This is a genomic window from Cupriavidus sp. 01L45, assembly GCF_056399885.1.
Genome location: NZ_JBFTSG010000005.1, coordinates 49483 through 66854, shown reverse-complemented (window position 1 = coordinate 66854; position 17372 = coordinate 49483). Strand labels below are relative to the sequence as shown.

Annotated in this window: 14 protein-coding genes; 11 read left to right on the top strand and 3 right to left on the bottom strand. The window is 66.8% G+C overall.

Translation table 11 applies throughout. The features are described from left to right. The first annotated feature begins 107 nt into the window (after window positions 1-107). Entirely contained in the window at window positions 108-2066 is a 1959-nt protein-coding gene (gene rpoD, locus AC1DT6_RS04950; protein ID WP_441627988.1) for an RNA polymerase sigma factor RpoD, read from the top strand. A gap of 101 nt (window positions 2067-2167) precedes the next feature. Here rpoD and AC1DT6_RS04945 read toward each other — a convergent pair whose 3' ends face one another. Both AC1DT6_RS04945 and AC1DT6_RS04940 read right to left on the bottom strand, forming a co-directional pair. Continuing rightward, on the bottom strand, window positions 2168-2782 hold the full coding sequence (locus tag AC1DT6_RS04945) for a DUF1294 domain-containing protein (protein WP_441627986.1): 615 nt from the start codon (window positions 2780-2782) through the stop codon (window positions 2168-2170). Between the two features lie 71 nt (window positions 2783-2853). After that, on the bottom strand, window positions 2854-4152 hold the full coding sequence (locus AC1DT6_RS04940; RefSeq protein ID WP_441628035.1) for a DUF3422 family protein: 1299 nt from the start codon (window positions 4150-4152) through the stop codon (window positions 2854-2856). Window positions 4153-4389: 237 nt separating this feature from the next. On the opposite strand from AC1DT6_RS04940, the gene AC1DT6_RS04935 reads away from it, so the two are divergent. Further along, a complete protein-coding gene (locus AC1DT6_RS04935) occupies window positions 4390-5241 on the top strand; it encodes a LysR substrate-binding domain-containing protein (RefSeq protein ID WP_441627984.1) in 852 nt (283 codons plus the stop codon). 752 nt (window positions 5242-5993) lie between these two features. Here the strand turns inward: AC1DT6_RS04935 and AC1DT6_RS04930 are convergent. Beyond that, the gene (locus tag AC1DT6_RS04930) at window positions 5994-8447 is read right to left on the bottom strand and encodes a TonB-dependent receptor (RefSeq protein WP_477114530.1); all 2454 of its coding nucleotides are present in this window, start codon (window positions 8445-8447) and stop codon (window positions 5994-5996) included. Between the two features lie 168 nt (window positions 8448-8615). Between AC1DT6_RS04930 and AC1DT6_RS04925 the strand changes: the two genes are divergently transcribed. The 9 genes from AC1DT6_RS04925 to AC1DT6_RS04885 all read left to right on the top strand — a co-directional run bounded on the left by AC1DT6_RS04925 (window position 8616) and on the right by AC1DT6_RS04885 (window position 17365). Then, window positions 8616-10031 carry a sensor histidine kinase gene (locus tag AC1DT6_RS04925; protein ID WP_441627980.1) on the top strand — a complete coding sequence of 472 codons (1416 nt, stop codon included), beginning with the start codon at window positions 8616-8618 and terminating at the stop codon, window positions 10029-10031. Then, window positions 10028-10651 (top strand): response regulator transcription factor, encoded by a 624-nt coding sequence (locus tag AC1DT6_RS04920; RefSeq protein ID WP_441627978.1) that lies wholly within the window; start codon window positions 10028-10030, stop codon window positions 10649-10651. Before AC1DT6_RS04925 ends, AC1DT6_RS04920 begins: the two co-directional genes overlap by 4 nt. Before the next feature lie 228 nt (window positions 10652-10879). Beyond that, complete coding sequence (locus AC1DT6_RS04915) at window positions 10880-11863, top strand: tripartite tricarboxylate transporter substrate binding protein (protein WP_441628033.1); 984 nt, start codon at window positions 10880-10882, stop codon at window positions 11861-11863. Beyond that, the gene (locus tag AC1DT6_RS04910; RefSeq protein ID WP_441627976.1) at window positions 11863-12651 is read left to right on the top strand and encodes an ABC transporter ATP-binding protein; all 789 of its coding nucleotides are present in this window, start codon (window positions 11863-11865) and stop codon (window positions 12649-12651) included. The genes AC1DT6_RS04915 and AC1DT6_RS04910 overlap by 1 nt, the downstream gene beginning before the upstream one ends. A 47-nt stretch (window positions 12652-12698) precedes the next feature. Next, window positions 12699-13658: a PQQ-dependent catabolism-associated beta-propeller protein gene (locus tag AC1DT6_RS04905; protein ID WP_477101771.1), complete on the top strand. Its 960-nt coding sequence runs from the start codon at window positions 12699-12701 to the stop codon at window positions 13656-13658. After that, window positions 13651-14832, top strand: coding sequence for an ABC transporter substrate-binding protein (locus AC1DT6_RS04900; RefSeq protein ID WP_441627972.1), 1182 nt, complete (start codon window positions 13651-13653; stop codon window positions 14830-14832). The genes AC1DT6_RS04905 and AC1DT6_RS04900 overlap by 8 nt, the downstream gene beginning before the upstream one ends. A gap of 18 nt (window positions 14833-14850) precedes the next feature. Beyond that, a complete protein-coding gene (locus tag AC1DT6_RS04895) occupies window positions 14851-15675 on the top strand; it encodes an ABC transporter permease (protein ID WP_441627970.1) in 825 nt (274 codons plus the stop codon). Continuing rightward, window positions 15672-16436 (top strand): quinoprotein dehydrogenase-associated SoxYZ-like carrier, encoded by a 765-nt coding sequence (locus AC1DT6_RS04890; protein WP_477114529.1) that lies wholly within the window; start codon window positions 15672-15674, stop codon window positions 16434-16436. Before AC1DT6_RS04895 ends, AC1DT6_RS04890 begins: the two co-directional genes overlap by 4 nt. Beyond that, a complete protein-coding gene (locus tag AC1DT6_RS04885) occupies window positions 16433-17365 on the top strand; it encodes a quinoprotein relay system zinc metallohydrolase 1 (RefSeq protein ID WP_441627968.1) in 933 nt (310 codons plus the stop codon). The genes AC1DT6_RS04890 and AC1DT6_RS04885 overlap by 4 nt, the downstream gene beginning before the upstream one ends. The last annotated feature ends 7 nt before the right edge of the window (window positions 17366-17372 follow it).

The window sequence follows — 17372 nt, the reverse complement described above, 5'->3', positions numbered from 1 at the left end:
AGCAATGCTGCGAGGGCTTTGACAGCCGCAGGTGCGATGGGTGTACCCTCGTATGGGCAACAGTCAAGAAGTAATCAAGTAGTAATTCAGCAAGGGAGCAGCAGTTAATGGCGAGTGGCGCACAACGGACGTTGGCAGAATCGAAAACAGCATTGGCCGGCAAGAAGCCGGCCGGTAGGGGTGCGGCGTCCACGGCTCAAGCTGATCCCGCAACCGAAGCTACGGAGCGCAGCCAGCAGCTGCGCGCACTGATCCAGCTGGGCAGGGAACGCGGCTACCTGACGCACGCGGATATCAGCGACCATTTGCAGGGCAATTTCACCGACACGGCTGCGATGGAAAGCATCGTCAGCACGTTCGCTGAAATGGGCGTGACGATCTACGAGCAGACGCCGGACGCCGAAGCGCTCCTGCTGCGCGATAGCGCGGTCGCGGCCTCGGACGACCAGGCCGACGAAGAGGCGGAAGTCGCGCTGTCGACCGTCGACTCCGAGTTCGGCCGGACCACCGACCCGGTGCGGATGTACATGCGGGAAATGAGCTCGGCAACCTTGCTGACCCGCAAGCAGGAAGTGGAGATCGCCAAGCGCATCGAAGACGGCCTGAACCGCATGGTTCACGCCATCGCTGCCTGCCCGTCCACCATTGCGACGATCCTCGAACTCTCGCAGCGCGTGGAGCGCGATGAAATCCGCATCGATGAACTGGTCGACGGGCTGATCGAAGGGGAAGCCGAGGTGGCCGCCGAAGCCGACGACGACACCAGCCGCGATGAAGTCGCCGCCGATGACGAGAGCGACGACGACAGCGACGAAGGTGCGAGCGCGCAAGCCAACGAATCCGCCGCGCTTTCCAAGCTGCGGGACGATTGCCTGACGCGGTTCGCCCGCGTGGCCGATCATTTCGAGGCCATGCGCAAGGCCTACACCGCGCATGGCGTGGAGTCGGAAGGATTCCTCATGGCTCAGCTCGCGGTCCGCGAAGAGCTGAGTTCGATCCGCTTTACCGCCAAGACCATTGAGCGCCTGTGCGCCGATGTCCAGGCCGTGGTGGAAGAAGTGCGTGTCGTCGAGCGCCAGATCCTGCAGCTGATGGTGGAGCGGTGCGGCATGCCCAGGGAAGAGTTCATCGAACGCTTCCCCGGCAACGAGACCAATCTTGCCTGGGGCCGCTCGCTTGCTGCCGAATCGCGCTCGTACAGCGACTCGGTCGGCCGTAGCCTGCCGGACCTCGAATCGCATCAGCAAAAGCTGGTTGATATTCACGCACGCGCGGTGTTGCCGCTGTCGGAGCTGAAGCTGGTGAACCGCCAGATGCTGACCGCCGAGCGCCAGATGCGCCAGGCCAAGCACGAGATGACGCAAGCCAACCTGCGTCTGGTGATCTCGATCGCCAAGAAGTACGTGAATCGCGGCATGCAGTTCCTGGACCTGATCCAGGAAGGCAATATCGGCCTGATGAAGGCGGTCGACAAGTTCGAGTACCGCCGCGGCTGGAAATTCTCCACCTATGCAACGTGGTGGGTCCGCCAGGCAGTGACGCGGGCGATCGCCGACCAGGCCCGGACCATCCGGGTGCCGGTGCATATGATCGAGACGATCAACAAGCTCAACCGCATCTCGCGCGAAATCATGCAGCGCACCGGCAAGGCCGCGGATCCCGCGGCGCTTGCCGAGCGCATGGAGATGCCTGAAGAGAAGGTCCGCTCGATCATGAAGATCGCCAAGGAGCCCGTCTCCATGGAAACGCCGGTTGGCGAGGACGGCGATACGAGCCTGGGCGACATGATTGCCGACTCGGATACCGCGTCCCCGGCGGAAGCCGCACTGCATGCGAGCCTGCGGGCGACCGTGCGGGAAATGCTGGACGACCTGACGCCCCGCGAGGCCAAGGTGCTGCGGATGCGTTTCGGTATCGACATGTCCACCGACTACACGCTGGAAGAAGTCGGCAAGCAGTTCGATGTGACCCGCGAACGGATTCGCCAGATCGAAAGCAAGGCGATGAAGAAGATGCGGCATCCGAGCCGCGCGGACCATCTGAAGGCGTTCCTGAAGGAAGGCTGATAGCGGGGCGCCGGGGCAAGTCCTGGCGCCAACGCGCGACGAAGCGATGCAGCGACGAAGGGGGTTGCGGCCAGGTTGAGGCCGTGACCCCCTTCTTCGTTTCAGGCCGGCACAAGGGTCTTCCAGAGCACCATGGCGCCGATGTTCAGGACCACGGTGCCCCAGAAAGCCGCCTGAAACGCCTGCTTCCGGTTTTTGTGGCGCAGCAGATGTTGCGCGGCAAGTGCGCCCGGCCAGCCACCACACAGGGCGAGGAAGTGCAGGTGGGCCTCGGGCGTGCGCCATTCCTTGCGGTTGGCGCGGGCCTTGTCGGCGTTGTACGCAAGGAATGCAACGATACTCATCACTAGACTGATCGCGCCGGCAAGCCGCGGGAGAAACCCACCGAGGGCGCCGGCGAAAATCGCCGCCAGGGCGATCGCGGCCAGGAAAACCGGCAGCACGCTTGCCTGGTTTTGCGGTTTCGGTGCGCCCAGCATCGAGACGTTGCTGGCTTGCATGCGGCCGTCCTTGCCCTTGCCCAGTTCAAACATGACGCGGTCGCCAGGCTTCGGCCGGACTGAACGGTTCTGCAGCGCGGTGATGTGAAAGAAAATGTCCTTCACGTCGGCATGTACATCGATAAAGCCATAGCCCTTGTCGGCATTCCAGGATGTTACGCGGCCTGCTTTTTTCATTTTTGTTCGGCGTGGAAATAGACCGGGAGCGTCGCACAAATCCCCCTTTCGCACAACGAGCGGCAGCCGAAGCCTGAGGAAGGGGAAGGGTGGCGCGTCTTAAGCTGGCCTCAGACTGTCCTCTCTCCGCCCGGAACGGCTTGCTTGGAGACGACCATGTTCCGCTTCGGTCCGGTCCGCTTGCTGCGCCTGGTAGCGCGCAATACCAGYAGGACAACCGGGATGATCAATATCCCCTCAAGCAGTTCGGGATCGAGCGGAAGATGCACCGCGTGGAGGGCTTTGAGTCCGGCGCCGGTCAGGGACAGCACGTAATACGAGATGGCCGCAACGGATAAGCCCTCGACTGCGTGCTGAAGTCCCAGCTGGCTGCGGGCCGTTTGGTCCATTCCCTCCAGCAGGCGAGTGGTGTCCTGCTCCTGCGCAAGGTTGACGCGCGTACGCAGCAGGTCGACAGCTCTTGCCACACGTCCCGCAAATTGTTCGTGGCGCGCCCAGACCGCCTTGCACGTTTCCATTGCGGGGGCAAATCGACGCTCCATGAATTCGGCGATCGTTGGCACGCCTTCGATGCGCTCTTCCCGCAGTTCATGAATCCGTGCGAGCACGAGCTTTTCATAGGCGCGAGATGCACTGAAGCGCCCACCGGATTCGGCCAGCGCCTCGATCCGCACCGCCAGATGGGTCAGCCGGACCAGCAATTCGGCATCATGTTGCGGTCCGGGACTTGCATCCATGCTGTGCATCAATGGCCCGAGCGCCCGCTGCAGTTCGTCCAGGCTTCCGCCCAGGTCGCGAGCGACCGGCAATGCCAGCAATGCCATCATTCTGTATGTCTCGATCTCGTAGAGACGCTGCAGGAGGCGGCCACCTTGCTCTTCACGAAAGCCATCGTCGATCACGAGAAATCGCGAGAAGCCGTCCGGCTGGATGGTCCAGTCGCAGAATACCTGCCCACCTCCCAGTACATGGCTGCCGACAAGAATCGGACCATCGATCCACTCCCGCAGGTCCCGGCGCGCCCGGTTTGCGCCTTCGCCCGACACGAGCTCCATTCGGGCCGCGACAAACCGCTTGCCTTCAAACGCATGGAACCATTCAGATGGCACGTGCGCCGTAGCCAGATCGGAGAAGTAGTCCGTGTCATGGCGTTTTGCGACGAACGTGAAGGTCGAAAACTCCGTGTGCCGTTCCCACTTCAACTCTTTTTCCGCTCCCCACCGCGCCGAATAGTGCTTTGTGCCGTCGGCGGGGGCGTCCAGGCCAGTGAGACGGCACAGCGCTCTCAGGAGCGTCTGGTGAATTGCCGTGTCGTCATCGGCATAGATGGCAAAGTGCACCAGTGACACCGAGCCGCCAATCCTGAGAAACGGCCGTGCATGCAATTCGCGCGAAAGGCTGGCGCGCAGGGTCCATAGCTTGATGCCTGTTTGTTAATCCGCTAATTAACTAATTAACCGCATTGACTCCGATCGCGGCGTGTCGGGTTGCAACCGAGGGCACCTTCAATCCGCCTTTCGTCGGCGCGACCCGCCGCACACCCGCGCGGCCTGCGCTTCAGCGTTGCTTGCGTGTGAGTATGCCCTTGGCGCATGATTAAGAAAAACGGGTAAAATTGATCGTTCGCATCAGATTTTCTGATATTTATGAAAGCGCTTGACCTCGACGTGCTGACGATGCTTGTGGCTGTTGCCGATACCAGCAGCTTCAGCCGTGCGGCGCAGGTGGTGCATCGTTCCCAGTCTGCGGTCAGCATGCAGATCAAAGCGCTGGAGCTGGCGCTCGGCAAGCCCCTGTTCGTGCGAAGAGCAAGAAGCGTTGCCCCGACGCAGGATGGCGAAGTCCTGTTGGGGTTTGCGCGGCGCATGCTTGCCCTGCGTGACGAGGCCTGGGCGGCGGTGGTTCGCCCGGACGTGACGGGCAGGGTCGTCATTGGCGTGCCCGACGACTATGCTTCTTCGCTGTTGCCCGCGATCCTCAAGAAGTTTTCGGCGACTTACCCTAAGGTCGAGATCCAGGTCATCGGACTGCCGAGCGTGGCGCTGGCGCCGATGGTCAGGGATGGATCGGTCGACCTCGTATGCGCAACACGCGTAAAGGGGTTGTCCGGCGAGTTCATCCGACACGAGCCGATGGTCTGGGCGGCTGCGCCAAGCGCCGATGGGATATGGCGCGAGAGACCGCTTCCGATCGCTGTGTTCCTGCCGGGCAGCGTCGCGCGGGAAAACGCTATTCGCAGCCTTGAGCGCGCGAAGATTACCTATCGGACCTCGTACGAGAGCCCCAGTTTGCTCGGCCTGCTCAGCATGGTCGAAGCCGGCCTCGCCGTGGCTCCCCTTGCGCGCTGCGCGGTTCCGCCTCACTTCACCTTGCTTGGCCAGGCTCAGGGCCTTCCGGAGATTGCAGCGCTGGAAGTCATCCTGGCGCGAAGTGCAGGTTCCAGGCGACCGCCGTGCGATTTCCTTGCCGAACAGATCGTTTCCGAGTTGCGGCGATAGGGCAGTCATGCGACGTCACAGCGGTTCAACCAGCCGCCTTCCATTCGCGCTCATGGCGCGCGCACTGTTGCATTTCGCCCTCACGCCTGACGGGCGCTAACAATTGATTACAACCGGGGTGGTCGGGCCGAACTATGCTCCCCCGTGCTCAAAAACTGCGGTAGCCAGGTACAGTGGCATGCCGTGCTACATGGAAGAAGCGTCGCATGATCAAGATCTGTTCGATTCCCCTGGTGGCCATTGCCATGTTGGCGGCCACCGCGGGAGCCGCCCGGGCGCAGCATGTTGTCGGGGGGATGGGCGAGGATGTCAGGATCGGCGCCTTTGGTGGCCACGCGGACAATCGCTTGGGCGGCCGCGTCCTGCCCGACAAGCATGGGCTCGATACGGCCGGCCGGAACGGGGCACGCACGCGAGCCGGTGGCCGACAGGCAGTGCACGCCGCCGGTACGCGTGCAAAGGTGCCTTTACTTCCTGGCAGGCATTTGCCATAGGCGGCATTTCTGCAGGGGACACTCCCGGCGTTGACGCTCTATTCCCCTCCGGTACGACACGTTGAAGCCTTCGGAAAGCGAGATCATGCCTGCGCGCCTTGCGTCAGGCGGCCCAGCGCGCCGGGCTGCTCGGTTCGGACACACCGTTGGTGCAGTAGGGAGAATCGCATTGCTGAATCAGCAAAGTGCGCAGATAGCGATCGCCATGCTTGCCATGCCTCGCAAGCGCTCGTAGCCAGGCGCGCTCCCATTGTCGGATCACATGCGGTAAATCACGCCGGCCCAGACGCTGCGGGGAGCGCCAGGGGCGACAAACAGCGCGCTGGCGTTGTCTCCCGGCGTATTCTGCGGACGTAGCAGATTGCCGTTGGGAAAGACGTCATTGGCGATCTGCCCGTAGGTCTCGTAGCGGCGGTCGAACAGGTTGGCCACACGCAAGTAGACTTCGAAGCCTTTGCTCACGCGATACGAGGCGCGCAGGTTGACCGTGGCATACCCCGGCGTACTCCAGTTCACGGACTTCGGCGCCTTGCCGGGCTGCGGGTCGGCGCGCAGGCCRTCTTCGTTGCCACTGGTGACGCTGCTGGACACGCCAACCAGGTCGGCGCCCAGGGTCAGTTCGGGCAGCGCCTGCCAGTCCACACCCAGCTTGATGGTGTGGCGCGGCAGGCCGGCCAGGCGCATGCCCGGCTTGACGTCGATGGTGCGTTCGCCCACCGCGAGCTGACCGGTGGCCTGATAGGTGGCGTCGAGATAGCTGTAGCCGAGGCGCAGGGTGACGTTGCCCAAGCGCTGCCGGGCGGACAGGTCGAAGCCCTGGTTGCGGGTCCGGTCGAAATTGGCGAAGTAGCCCTGCTGCGTGTTGGGGGCGCGCAGGAAGAGGATGTCGTCGTGGTTATCAACGCGGTAGAGTGAGCCGGACACTTCCGTGTCCTTCGAGGGCCGCCAGCGCGCGCCCACTTCATAGGAGTGCGAGACGACCTGCTTGAGGTAAGGGTCGGCCTGCAGGCCGGCAGGCAGGCGGCAGGGCTGGGCCGGATCGGCGCAGCCCAGTTCGAGCGCCGTCGGCACGCGGTTGTTCTGGGCGTAGCCGCCAAATACCGAGACCCCGGCGCCCAGCTTCTGCGTAATGCCAAGCGCGGGGTTGAGCCTGCGGTAGGTGAAGCTCTCGTTCGGCTGCTCGCTGCCGTCGCTGTTGCGCAGCGTGTTGCTCACGGTCACGTGGTTCCACCGGGCCGAACCAGTCACGAAGGTGCTGGGCGTCACGGCCCAGGTGTCCGACAGGTACAGGCCAATCGCGCGCGAGGTGCCGCTGACGCCGGAGAACAGTTCGTTCGGCGCATCCGGGTCCGCGATCACGCCGCGGTCGTCGGTAAAGGTGCCTAGCTGCTCGTACTGCGAATAGGTGAGGCGGCTGCGGTCGAACGTCAGCCCGGCGTTGATCAGGTGCTTTTCCGTCTCCTTGGCGAAGCTGAACGCCATGCCGATGGACTGCTGCCACATGTGCGTCGTGTTCAGCACCGCCGGATCCAGCGCCGCGCCGTCGTCCCGGGTGTAGCCGCAGCGGGACTTGCGCGGGCTGCCGGCGGCATTGAAGCCATCTTCGCAGTCTTCCGTATAAGCAGCGTAGACCGGGTTCACATCTCCGTTGGTGGTGTCGCGGCGGCTGGTGCGCACATAGGCGAGCATGGCGGCGCTGGTCTTCTCGTCGAACCAGTGCCGGCCGTTGAGGGCGGCCTGGGTGACCATGTTCTCGGTTTTGTCGGGATAGGTATAGACGGCACCGCGATTGCTCTCGTAGAGCCCGGGCAGCATGGCATTGCCGCTAGCGCGGTAGCTGGGCACCAGGCCGTTGCCGATCAGGGTGCTGCGCCCATGCAGCACGGACACATCCCAGCTGTCGGTCTCGCCCTCGTGCCCGGCCTTGATGAACAGGTTGCCGARCCGGCCCTCGGAATGATCGCGCCAGCCGTGCTCCTGGAACAGGGTGCCGGCGGCGAAGGCGTGCCAGCCGCTGTCGCTGCGGATGCCGCCCGACAGGTCGGCGCGCTTGCGGTTGCCGCTGCCATAAGAGAGATCGGCGGTGAAGCCAGGTGAGGTCAGGCCCGAGCGGGTGGTCATGGCAAGCGCGCCGCCGAGCGTGTTGAGGCCATAAGCGGGGTTGGCGCTGGAGACCAGCGAGACGCTTTCCAGGGCGGACTCGGGAATCATGTCCCAGCTAACCACATCGCCGAAGGGCTCGTTGACGCGGATGCCGTCCAGGTAGACAGACAGCCCTTGCGACACGCCCGGGATCGACGAGGCGCGAAAGCCGCGGTAGGTGAGGTCGGTCTGGAAGGGGCTGCCCTGGATGTCGTTGACGTTGACGCCGGTGAAGTTACGCGCCAGGTATTCGGCGAGGGTGCCGGTGCGCGTGCCGTTCAGCTTGTCGCCGCTGACCGTCTGCACCGTGTAGGGCACGACATCGCGGTCCACGCCGATGCCGGGCAGCGGAGCCGCCGCCACCACCAGGACCTCGGGCAGCGTGGCACTGTCCCCGATTTGCACACCATTGTCCTGTTGTGCAACAGCGGGCAGGGCGGCCAGCAGTGCCACGGCCAGTGCGATGGCGGTGACCGCGCCGCGCCGTGGCGCGCCGAGGCGGGGCGCCGGGCGCAGGGCGGCGCCTCCCGGCTTGGCTCTGCGTCTGGGCGGGGGTAGGTTGGCTGGCATCTTGCATCTCCTCGGAATGATTGGCCGGGGCACCTGCGTTGGGTGCCGGCCTGGCGGAAACAACTCGAGGGACAGGGAGCAGGTTCCATACCTCGGGCTTCGGGAAAACCTCCCGATCCGCGGGCGAATTCCACCGGCCACCGCAACCTTCCGGGGGGCGTCATTGCCATGACGATGTCTCGCTATCTGTTAAGCCGTGCCATCTGGATCTCCGCGGCCTGCCTGTGCTGCGCGCTGGTGGTCGCGCTATGGCTCGCGGTGCGCGCCATCGGCGACGAGCGCCATGGCGCGGACGCCATGGCGCAACTGATTCCGCGCCTCTCGGCATTGCAAATGGCGGCGCCGGCCGAACGCGAGGCGCATCTTGCCGCCCTGCGCGCCATCAATGCATCGGCGCAAATGCGCCACTTGTGGCTGCATCTGGAGGATGCCGCGGGCCAGGTGCTGGTAAGCGCGCCGCAGCCACGGGACAGCTCCGCCTGGGGCGGCCTGCTAGCCCTGCCGGGCCTGAGCGCCAATGCGGCGCGGCTGGAAAGCCGCTGGGAGATCCACACCCGCGACGGCGCTACCTACCGCGCCGCCTTGCGCTGGAATCCGGAGAGCGAAATCCAGGAAGCCAGCGACGACATGGCCGGCAACCTCGCCGTGCTAGCCGTCTATGGCGCGCTGCTACTGTTTGGCATCCACTGGGCCCTGGGACGGGCGCTAGCTCCCCTGCAACAGATCCTGGAGGCGATCCGGCGCTACGAAGACAAGGACTACAGCGTGCGCCTGCCGCCCATGCGCACGCGCGAGATGGACCAGGTCGGCCGTGCGCTCAACCACCTGGCTGGTGCGCTGGACGATGCCCAGGCGGAGCGACGCGCCCTGAGCCGCAAGCTGCTGACTGCCCAGGAAAGCGAGCGCGCGCGCCTGGCGCGGGAGCTGCACGACGAGTTCGGCCAGGTGCTCACCGCAATGCGCGCCGATGCCGCCTATCTGGTTCGCAAGAGTGTCCATGAGCCCGTGCTGCAACTCGTGGCCAACGACCTGGCCGGGCATTGCGCCAGGATTCAGCACGAGGTACGTCATTTGCTGCACCGGCTTCGGCCGCACGGCGTGCAGCCCGACGGCCGCCTCGCCTCGGTGGAGCGTCTGCTGCAAGACCTGGTGCGAGCCTGGCGCGACCAGCCGGGCCAGCAGACGCAGGTGGACTATGAGGTGGCGCTTGGTGGTGTGGCGCCGGGCGCGGACCTGGTCCTGACGCTGTACCGGATGACGCAGGAGGCGCTGACCAACGTGATGCGCCATGCCGGCGCGCGCCGCGTGGCGATCCGCATCGCCGCCACGGCCGCAGGGGAGGCGGTGCGCTGGAGCGTGGAGGACGACGGCCAGGGCATTGCCGACGTCGCCGCGGCCCTGCAGCGCAGTCATGGCCTGCGAGGGATGCAGGAGCGCGCGTGGGCCCATCTGGGCACGCTGCACATCGAACCCGCCTCTGCTGCGGTCCTTGCCACGCCCGGCTGCCGCCTGAGCGCCAGCTTTCCGCTTGCGCAGCAGGCGTTCGCCGAGCCGGTTCAACCGCATGGGAGCCAGAGCAAATGAAAACGATCGACGTAGTCATTGCCGATGATCACGCGGTAGTGCGCACCGGGTACCGGCGGCTGCTGGAACTGGAGGAGGGGGTGCGCGTGGTGGCCGAGTTCGGCGATAGCGATGCCGCCTACGCCTGGCTGACGCAGCATCCGGCCGACGTACTGATCCTGGACCTGTCGATGCCCGGACGCGGCGGCATGGAGGTGCTGCAGCGGCTGGGCGCGCGGGTCCCCGCATTGCGGATCCTGGTGTTCAGCATGCACGACAGCGCCGCCATCGTGAGCCAGGCCATGCGGGCCGGCGCCGCCGGCTACCTGACCAAGAGCAGTGCGCCGGAGGCACTGGTGGACGCCGTGCGCAAGGTGGCCAACGGGGGGCAGGCGCTGTCCGACGATGTCGCGGGCCTGGTCGATGCCGGCAGCAGGCCGCTGCCGCACCTGGCCTTGTCGCCGCGCGAGTTCGACCTGTTCCGCCTGTTCGCGCGCGGCACGGCGATCGAGGAAGTGGCAGCGCAGCTCTATCTCAGTACCAAGACCGTGGCGAACTACCAGACGCTGATCCGCAAGAAGATGGGCCTGGCCAACCGGGTGGAAATGCATCGCTATGCGGTGGAGCACGGCTTCGGCTGAGCCTCTGTTTCAAAACGGGACAGGTCTGGCCCGGGCGCTGGTGGCGTGTTCCACGGCGGGACAACCATCAATAGCGCACTGCACAACGCGCAGCCTTACAGCGATGCCTGGCGGCCTCCAGGATGACGCCGGAGAAGGCCAGGCGCCCGACAGCCCGCATGTTGCGCCGCACATGGTATCGGCCTTGCTCTTCTAATCAGCATGAACACTTCCACCTTCTGCCATGCCATGCTTCGTCGCCTCGCTTTCGCGCTGCTGCTCGGCTTTGGCCTGGCGCATGCGCTGGCCGCGCCAGCGGAGGGGGCGCCGCGCTTTCCGGTGCGCCCGATCACGTTGATCGTGCCGTGGCCGGCGGGCGGTGCCACCGATATCTCGATGCGCGTGCTGGCGGAACTGGCCGGGCGGGAGCTCGGTCAGCCCATCGTGGTGGAGAACAGGCCGGGCGCCGGCGGCACGCTGGTGGGCGGCGCGCTTGCCGCCGCGCGGCCGGATGGCTACACCATCGGCCAGTTGCCGCTGACGGTCTATCGTTTCCCGCATCAGCAGAAAACCGCGTGGCAGCCGCTGCGCGACATCCAGCCGGTGCTGATGATCTCCGGCTACACCTTCGGCATCGTGGTGCCCGCGGACAGCCCCTTCCACACGCTGGATGACCTGATTGCCTGGGGCCGTGCCCATCCCGGCGCGCTGACGGTGGGTTCGACCGGCATCGGCACCACCGCCCACCTCGCCATGGAGGATGTGCTCGGACGCAGCGGCGTGCGCTACGTGCACGTGCCTTACCGCGGCACCGCTGACCAGATGCTGGCGGTGGCCAATGGCTCGCTGATGGCGGGCGTGAATTCGACCGGCTTCGCGCCCTTCGTGGAGAGCGGGCGGATGCGCCTTCTGGCCGTGTTCAGCGCGCAGCGATCGGCGCGCTGGCCCGAGGTGCCGACCGTCAGCGAGCTGGGTTTCGACAACGCGATCCACAACTCGCCCTATGGCATCGGCGTGCCGCGCGGCACCGACCCGCTGATCGTCAACCGCCTGCACGACGCGTTCCGCATCGCCATGCAACAGCCCCGCCACGTGGCCGAGCTGGCCAGGTATGACCAGGAACTGACCTACCTGAACACCGCCCGGTACGAGGCCTACCTGCAGCGCGCCTGGGAGGCGGAGCGTCGCTTCGCCGAGCGGGTGGGCACGGCCCAGCCGAAGGAGCACCTGTGATGGCCCCGGAATCCCCGCTGGCGCTGCGCTGTGAAGCCGTGCGCAAGCGCTTTGGCAACCAGCACGCGCTGGACGGCGTTTCGCTCGACGTGCGGCGCGGTGAATTTGTCGCGCTGCTGGGTCCCAACGGCGCTGGCAAGACCACGCTGTTCCAGATCCTCAGCGGCTTGTTCGTGGCCGACGCGGGGCGGGTTACGGTCATGGGGGTGGATATGCGGCGCCACCCGGTGCGTGCGCTGGCCCGCCTCGGCATCGTGTTCCAGCAGCCGGCCATCGACCTGGACTTGTCGGTCTTGTCGAACCTGCATTTCCATGCCGGCCTGCACGGGCTGCCGCGCCGCGTTGCCGCCGGGCGGATTGCCCGGCTGCTGGAGGATTTCGGCCTGGCGGAGCGGGCAGGGGCATCCGTGCGCGAGCTCTCGGGCGGCAACCGGCGCAAGGTGGAACTGGCGCGCGCGCTGTTGCACGAGCCCGCCGTGCTGCTGATGGACGAACCCACTGTCGGGCTCGATCCGGCCTCGCGCGCGCAGATCGTTGCCGATGCACGCCGGCTTGCCGCGCAGGCGCGGGCCGGCGTGCTGTGGGCCACGCACCTGGTGCAGGAGGTCGAGCAGGCGGACCGCGTGATCGTGCTGCATCGGGGCGCGGTGCGCTTCGATGGCACGCCGGCCGCGCTGCGCGGCGCCGCCGAGTGCGACAGCCTGGAGCAGGCCTTCCTGGCCCTGACCAGCTTCCCCGCATCGCCTGTCCGTGCCACCGCGCGCGCTACCGAGCGTGTCCCGGCATGAACAGGCCGCCCACCCTTGGCTTTATCGCCTGCGCCACCCTGGCCGCCATGTTGCTGCTGATCGCCGCCGGCGTGGCCGGCGCCGCTGAAAGCCGCAACGCCACCGGGCAGGTCTTCGTCTCCAGCGAGAAAGACGATGCCGTGGCCGCCTATGGCGCCGCCAGCAGGCAACTGATCGCCGTCTGGCGGCAATGCAAGCGCCCGCGCCACCTGCAGTTGTCGCCGGACCGGCGGCGCCTTTACGTGGCCTGCAGCGACGATAACCGGGTGGACGTGGTCGACGTGGCGAGCCGCAAGACCGTGGCTTCGCTGCCGGTCGGCGACGACCCGGAACTGTTCGACCTCAGTCCCGACGGCCGCACGCTCTACGTCTCCAACGAGGAGGACGGACTGCTGTCGGCCTACGACATCGCGTCCGGCAAGAAGGTGTTTGCCATCAAGGTGGGCGAAGAGCCCGAGGGTGTGAAGGCCAGCCCGGACGGCAAGCGGGTGTACGTCACCTCGGAAGTCGCCAACCTGGTCCATGTGATCGACGTGGCATCGCGCAAGCTGATCAGGAATATCCGGGTCGGCAACCGCCCGCGCCGCCTGCTGCTGGCCATGGACGGCAAGGAGCTGTGGGTGACCAATGAACTGGCCGCCAGCGTCAGCGTGATCCGCACCGATACGCTGGAAGTGGTACACACCATCGCCTTCACGCCCAAGGGCTTCCGTGCGGAGGACGTGACCCCGGTCGGACTGACCGCCAGCAGCGACGGCAAGCGCGCCTATATCGGGCTGGGCCGCGCCAATCGCGTGGCCGTGGTCGACGTGGCTTCGCGCCGGGTGCTGGACTACGTGCTGGTGGGCCGCCGCGCCTGGGGCCTGGCGCTGACGCGCGACAACGCCTTGCTCTATGTGGCCAACGGACTGTCCGATGACGTCAGCGTGGTCGACACCGCAAGCAACAAGGCCGTGACCACGCTCAAGGCGGGCAGGGTGCCGCATTCGGTGGCGATCGATGACTAGTCCGGCTACCGGTCTGCGCTGGCTGGCCGTGTTCGCGTGGCTGGCAGCCACCGCGCACGCGGCTGACGTACGGGTGGCCGTGGTTTCCATGGCCGGCGATGCGCGCTATGCACCCCGGCGGATGGAGCAACGTTACCCCGGCCAGCCGCAAGGCCATCCCGTGGACGGCGCGCGCGTGGCGGTGGCGGAATCGCGCTTTGCGCTGGAAGCCGCCGGGCAGGTCCTGCGGCTCGATGCGCAGGAAGCCAGCGGCGAGGCCGAGGTGGGGCCGATGGTAGCCGCGCTGGCGCGCCAGGGCACGCGCTTTATCCTGCTGGACCTGCCGGCTCCGGCGGTCAGGCTGGCGGCGCGTGCGGTCAAGCCCGGCGAAGCGCTGCTGTTCAACGTTTCCGCCGACGACGATGAACTGCGCGGCGCCGGCTGCGCGCCGCACCTGCTCCACACGCTGCCCAGCCGGCGCATGCAGGCGGACGCGCTGATGCAATACCTGGCGCTGCGCAAGTGGCGCCGTGCGCTGTTGCTGAGCGGCCCGTCGCCGGAAGACGCGGCGCAGCGCGCCGTGCTCACGCAGGCTGCCCGCCGCTTCGGCATTGCCTGGTCGGCGCAGCGCGCGTTCAAGCTGTCGAACGATCCGCGCGAGCGCGAGCTGGACAATCTCAGCCTGCTGACTGCCGGCGTGGACTACGACGTGGTGGTGGTCGCCGATGCCGACGGCGAGTTCGCGCGCGGCGTGCCCTATGCCACCCAGCTGCCCCGCCCGGTGGTAGGTGCCAGCGGACTGACCGGCCAGGCCTGGCACTGGGCCTGGGAGCGCAACGGCGGGCCGCAGCTGAACCGGCGTTTCATCAAGGCGGCGGGCCGTCCCATGACCGGCTATGACTGGGCCGCGTGGGTGGCTGTGAAGGCGATAGCCGAAAGCGTGGCGCGGCAGCCCAAGGGCGGCTTTGCCGGGCAGGCCGAGGCGCTGGTCTCCGAGGCGGTGGTGGTGGATGGCTTCAAGGGTCCGCCGCTGTCCTTCCGGCGCTGGGACCGCCAGTTGCGCCAGCCGGTCCTGCTGGCGCATCCCGACGGCGTGGTCGGCGTGGCGCCGGTGGAGGGTGTGCTGCATCCGAAGAACAATCTCGACACGCTGGGCGCAGACGCGGCCGACACCGCGTGCCGTCCAGGCAAATAGGGGAGCGACGCCCAGGCCATGACTACCACCCTGATCCACGCCTGGCGCGCCTTGCGCGCGGTGGCCGGGCGCGAACTGCATAAGTTCTTCCGGCAGCCCGGGCGGCTGTGCTCGTCGCTGGCGCGGCCGCTGCTGTGGCTGCTGGTATTCGCGGCCGGCTTCCAGAACGCGCTCGGCGTCGCCATCGTGCCGCCCTACGACACCTATGTCGAATACAAGGTCTTTGTCACGCCCGGCCTGCTCGGCATGATCGCGCTGTTCAACGGCATGCAGTCCTCGCTGGCGATGGTGTACGACCGCGAGATGGGCGTGATGCGCCTGCTGCTGACCGCGCCGCTGCCCAGGGCCTGGCTGCTCGCCTGCAAGCTGGCCGCCGGCACCTTGCTTTCCTTGCTGCAGATGGTCGCCTTCCTGCTTGTCGCCATGGCCTTCGACGTGACATTCGCGCCGGCATGCCTGCCCGGCGCGCTGGCCGTGATGGTGCTGGCCGCGCTGATGCTGGGGGCGTTGGGCTTGCTGCTGTCGGTGCATGTGCGGCAGCTGGAGAACTTCGCCGGCACCATGAATTTCGTGATCTTCCCGATGTTCTTCATCAGCTCGGCGCTGTATCCGCTCTGGAAGCTGGAGGAGTCCGGCGCCACCGTAGTCTACCAGCTCGCGCGCTTCAATCCCTTTACCCATGCCGTGGAAGCGATCCGCTTCGCCTTGTACGGGCAGGCCGCGCCAGTCAGTCTCGCGGTGGTGGCCGCTTGCACGGCCGTGTTCTTCGCTTTGGCGCTGCTCGGCTACGACCCTCAGCGCGGGATGGCTCGCCGCGTGCGCCAGGCCGGGGGTCCGGCATGAGGCATGCCGTGCCGCTGGCAGCTTGCCTGGCGTTGGCCGCAACGGGTGCGTGGGCCTTGGACAGCCGCGATCCGTTGCAGTCGCCGCAATGGCCGCTGGTGCACAAGGAAGCGCTGCGGCAGGCGCCGTACGTGTTCGACAGCCGCGTCAAGGTCACCGGGCCGGCCTTTGCCGAAGATCCGATGCGGGTGCCGATCGCTTTTGATGCGTCGGCGCTCGGCGAGGTGGATCGCATCGTGGTGGCGGTGGACCGCAACCCGATCCGCAAGGTGCTGGAGTTCGAGCCGCTCAGGGTGCGCCCCTCGCTGTCGTTCCGCTTCAAGCTGGAGCAGGCCTCGCCGGTGCGCGTGGCGGCCCGCACGCGGGACGGCGTGTGGCACGTGGGCGGGGTGATGGTGGATGCCAGCGGCGGCGGCTGCAYGGTGCCGGGCGCGACGCGCCGCGACGGTTCGTGGAGCACCACGCTGAACCGGGTCGAATCGCGCGTGTTTCCCGGCCTCGGCGGCAACGGTGGCCGGGTGCGGCTACGCGTGATGCACCCGATGGACACCGGGCTGGTGGCGGGTATCCCGGCCTTCCATGTGGAGTCGCTGAGCCTGCTCGACGCCACCCGGGAAGCGATGCTGCGGCTGACGCTGTACGAACCGGTTGCCGAGAACCCCATCTTCTCCTTCGACCTGCGCGAAGCCATGGAGCGCGGCATGACGGTGAGCGGACGCGATAACAACGGCAACCGGTTCGCGGCGCAGGTGACGCCATGAAGCGCGCGCTCGGGATCCTGCTATGGCTGGCAGCGCAGGCGGCGCTGGCGCAGGCAGGGGACTATCGCCTGGCGCCACGCCAGGTCGCCGCCGACGTGTGGCTGCTGGAAGGGGCCAATGCGGATTTCGCGCCGGACAACGGCTGCAACATCATCAACACCGCCTTTATCGACACGGGTGACGGCGTGGTGGTGATCAATACCGGGCCGTCGCACCAGTACGGCGAGCAGCAGCGCCGCGCCATTGCTTCGGTCACGGCGGCGCCGGTGCGGCTGGTGCTCAATCTGAACCTGCATCCGGACTACTTTTTCGGCAACCAGGCCTATACCGACGTGGGCGGCAGCGCGCTGGCCGGCACCATCGACGGCGCCCGGCGCGAAGGGCCTGCATATGCCGACAACCTCTACCGGCTGTGCGGCAACTGGATGCGCGACACGGAACCGGCGCCGCCGCGCCACGTGCTGACCCCGGGCCGGCGCACGATCGGCCGGCACACCTTCGATCTGATCCGGATGGACGGTCACACCGCCGACGACCTCGTGATAGTGGATCGCGGCGCCGGCGTGGTCTTCGCGGGCGGCGTGGCGTTTCGCGAGCGCGTGCCGACCACACCGCATGCGGATCTCAAGCGCTGGCTGGCCAGCCTGGACCATTTGCAGGCGCTGGTGCGCGACAGCGGCGCACGGCTGCTGATCCCCAGCCACGGACCGGCGCTCGGCAGCGCGGACGCCATCGCGCAGACACGCGGCTACCTGCAGTGGCTGGACGCCCGCATGACCCAGGCGGCCTCCCAGGGCCGCGACCTGGCCGAGGTGCTTGCCATGCCGGTGCCGGACGCCTACGCGCGCTGGGGCGCCATGCCGGCGGAGTATTTGCGCAATGTGACGCACCTCTACCCGGCGTATGAGGACGCGGCGTTGAGACGCTGAGTCCGGA

Bases quoted from the DNA above. Each gene is read 5' to 3' on its own strand.
- rpoD (WP_441627988.1), top strand. From the start codon at position 108: ATGGCGAGTGGCGCACAACGGACGTTGGCAGAATCGAAAACAGCATTG.
- AC1DT6_RS04935 (WP_441627984.1), top strand. From the start codon at position 4,390: ATGAAAGCGCTTGACCTCGACGTGCTGACGATGCTTGTGGCTGTTGCC.
- AC1DT6_RS04925 (WP_441627980.1), top strand. From the start codon at position 8,616: ATGACGATGTCTCGCTATCTGTTAAGCCGTGCCATCTGGATCTCCGCG.
- AC1DT6_RS04920 (WP_441627978.1), top strand. From the start codon at position 10,028: ATGAAAACGATCGACGTAGTCATTGCCGATGATCACGCGGTAGTGCGC.
- AC1DT6_RS04915 (WP_441628033.1), top strand. From the start codon at position 10,880: ATGCTTCGTCGCCTCGCTTTCGCGCTGCTGCTCGGCTTTGGCCTGGCG.
- AC1DT6_RS04910 (WP_441627976.1), top strand. From the start codon at position 11,863: ATGGCCCCGGAATCCCCGCTGGCGCTGCGCTGTGAAGCCGTGCGCAAG.
- AC1DT6_RS04905 (WP_477101771.1), top strand. From the start codon at position 12,699: ATGTTGCTGCTGATCGCCGCCGGCGTGGCCGGCGCCGCTGAAAGCCGC.
- AC1DT6_RS04900 (WP_441627972.1), top strand. From the start codon at position 13,651: ATGACTAGTCCGGCTACCGGTCTGCGCTGGCTGGCCGTGTTCGCGTGG.
- AC1DT6_RS04895 (WP_441627970.1), top strand. From the start codon at position 14,851: ATGACTACCACCCTGATCCACGCCTGGCGCGCCTTGCGCGCGGTGGCC.
- AC1DT6_RS04885 (WP_441627968.1), top strand. From the start codon at position 16,433: ATGAAGCGCGCGCTCGGGATCCTGCTATGGCTGGCAGCGCAGGCGGCG.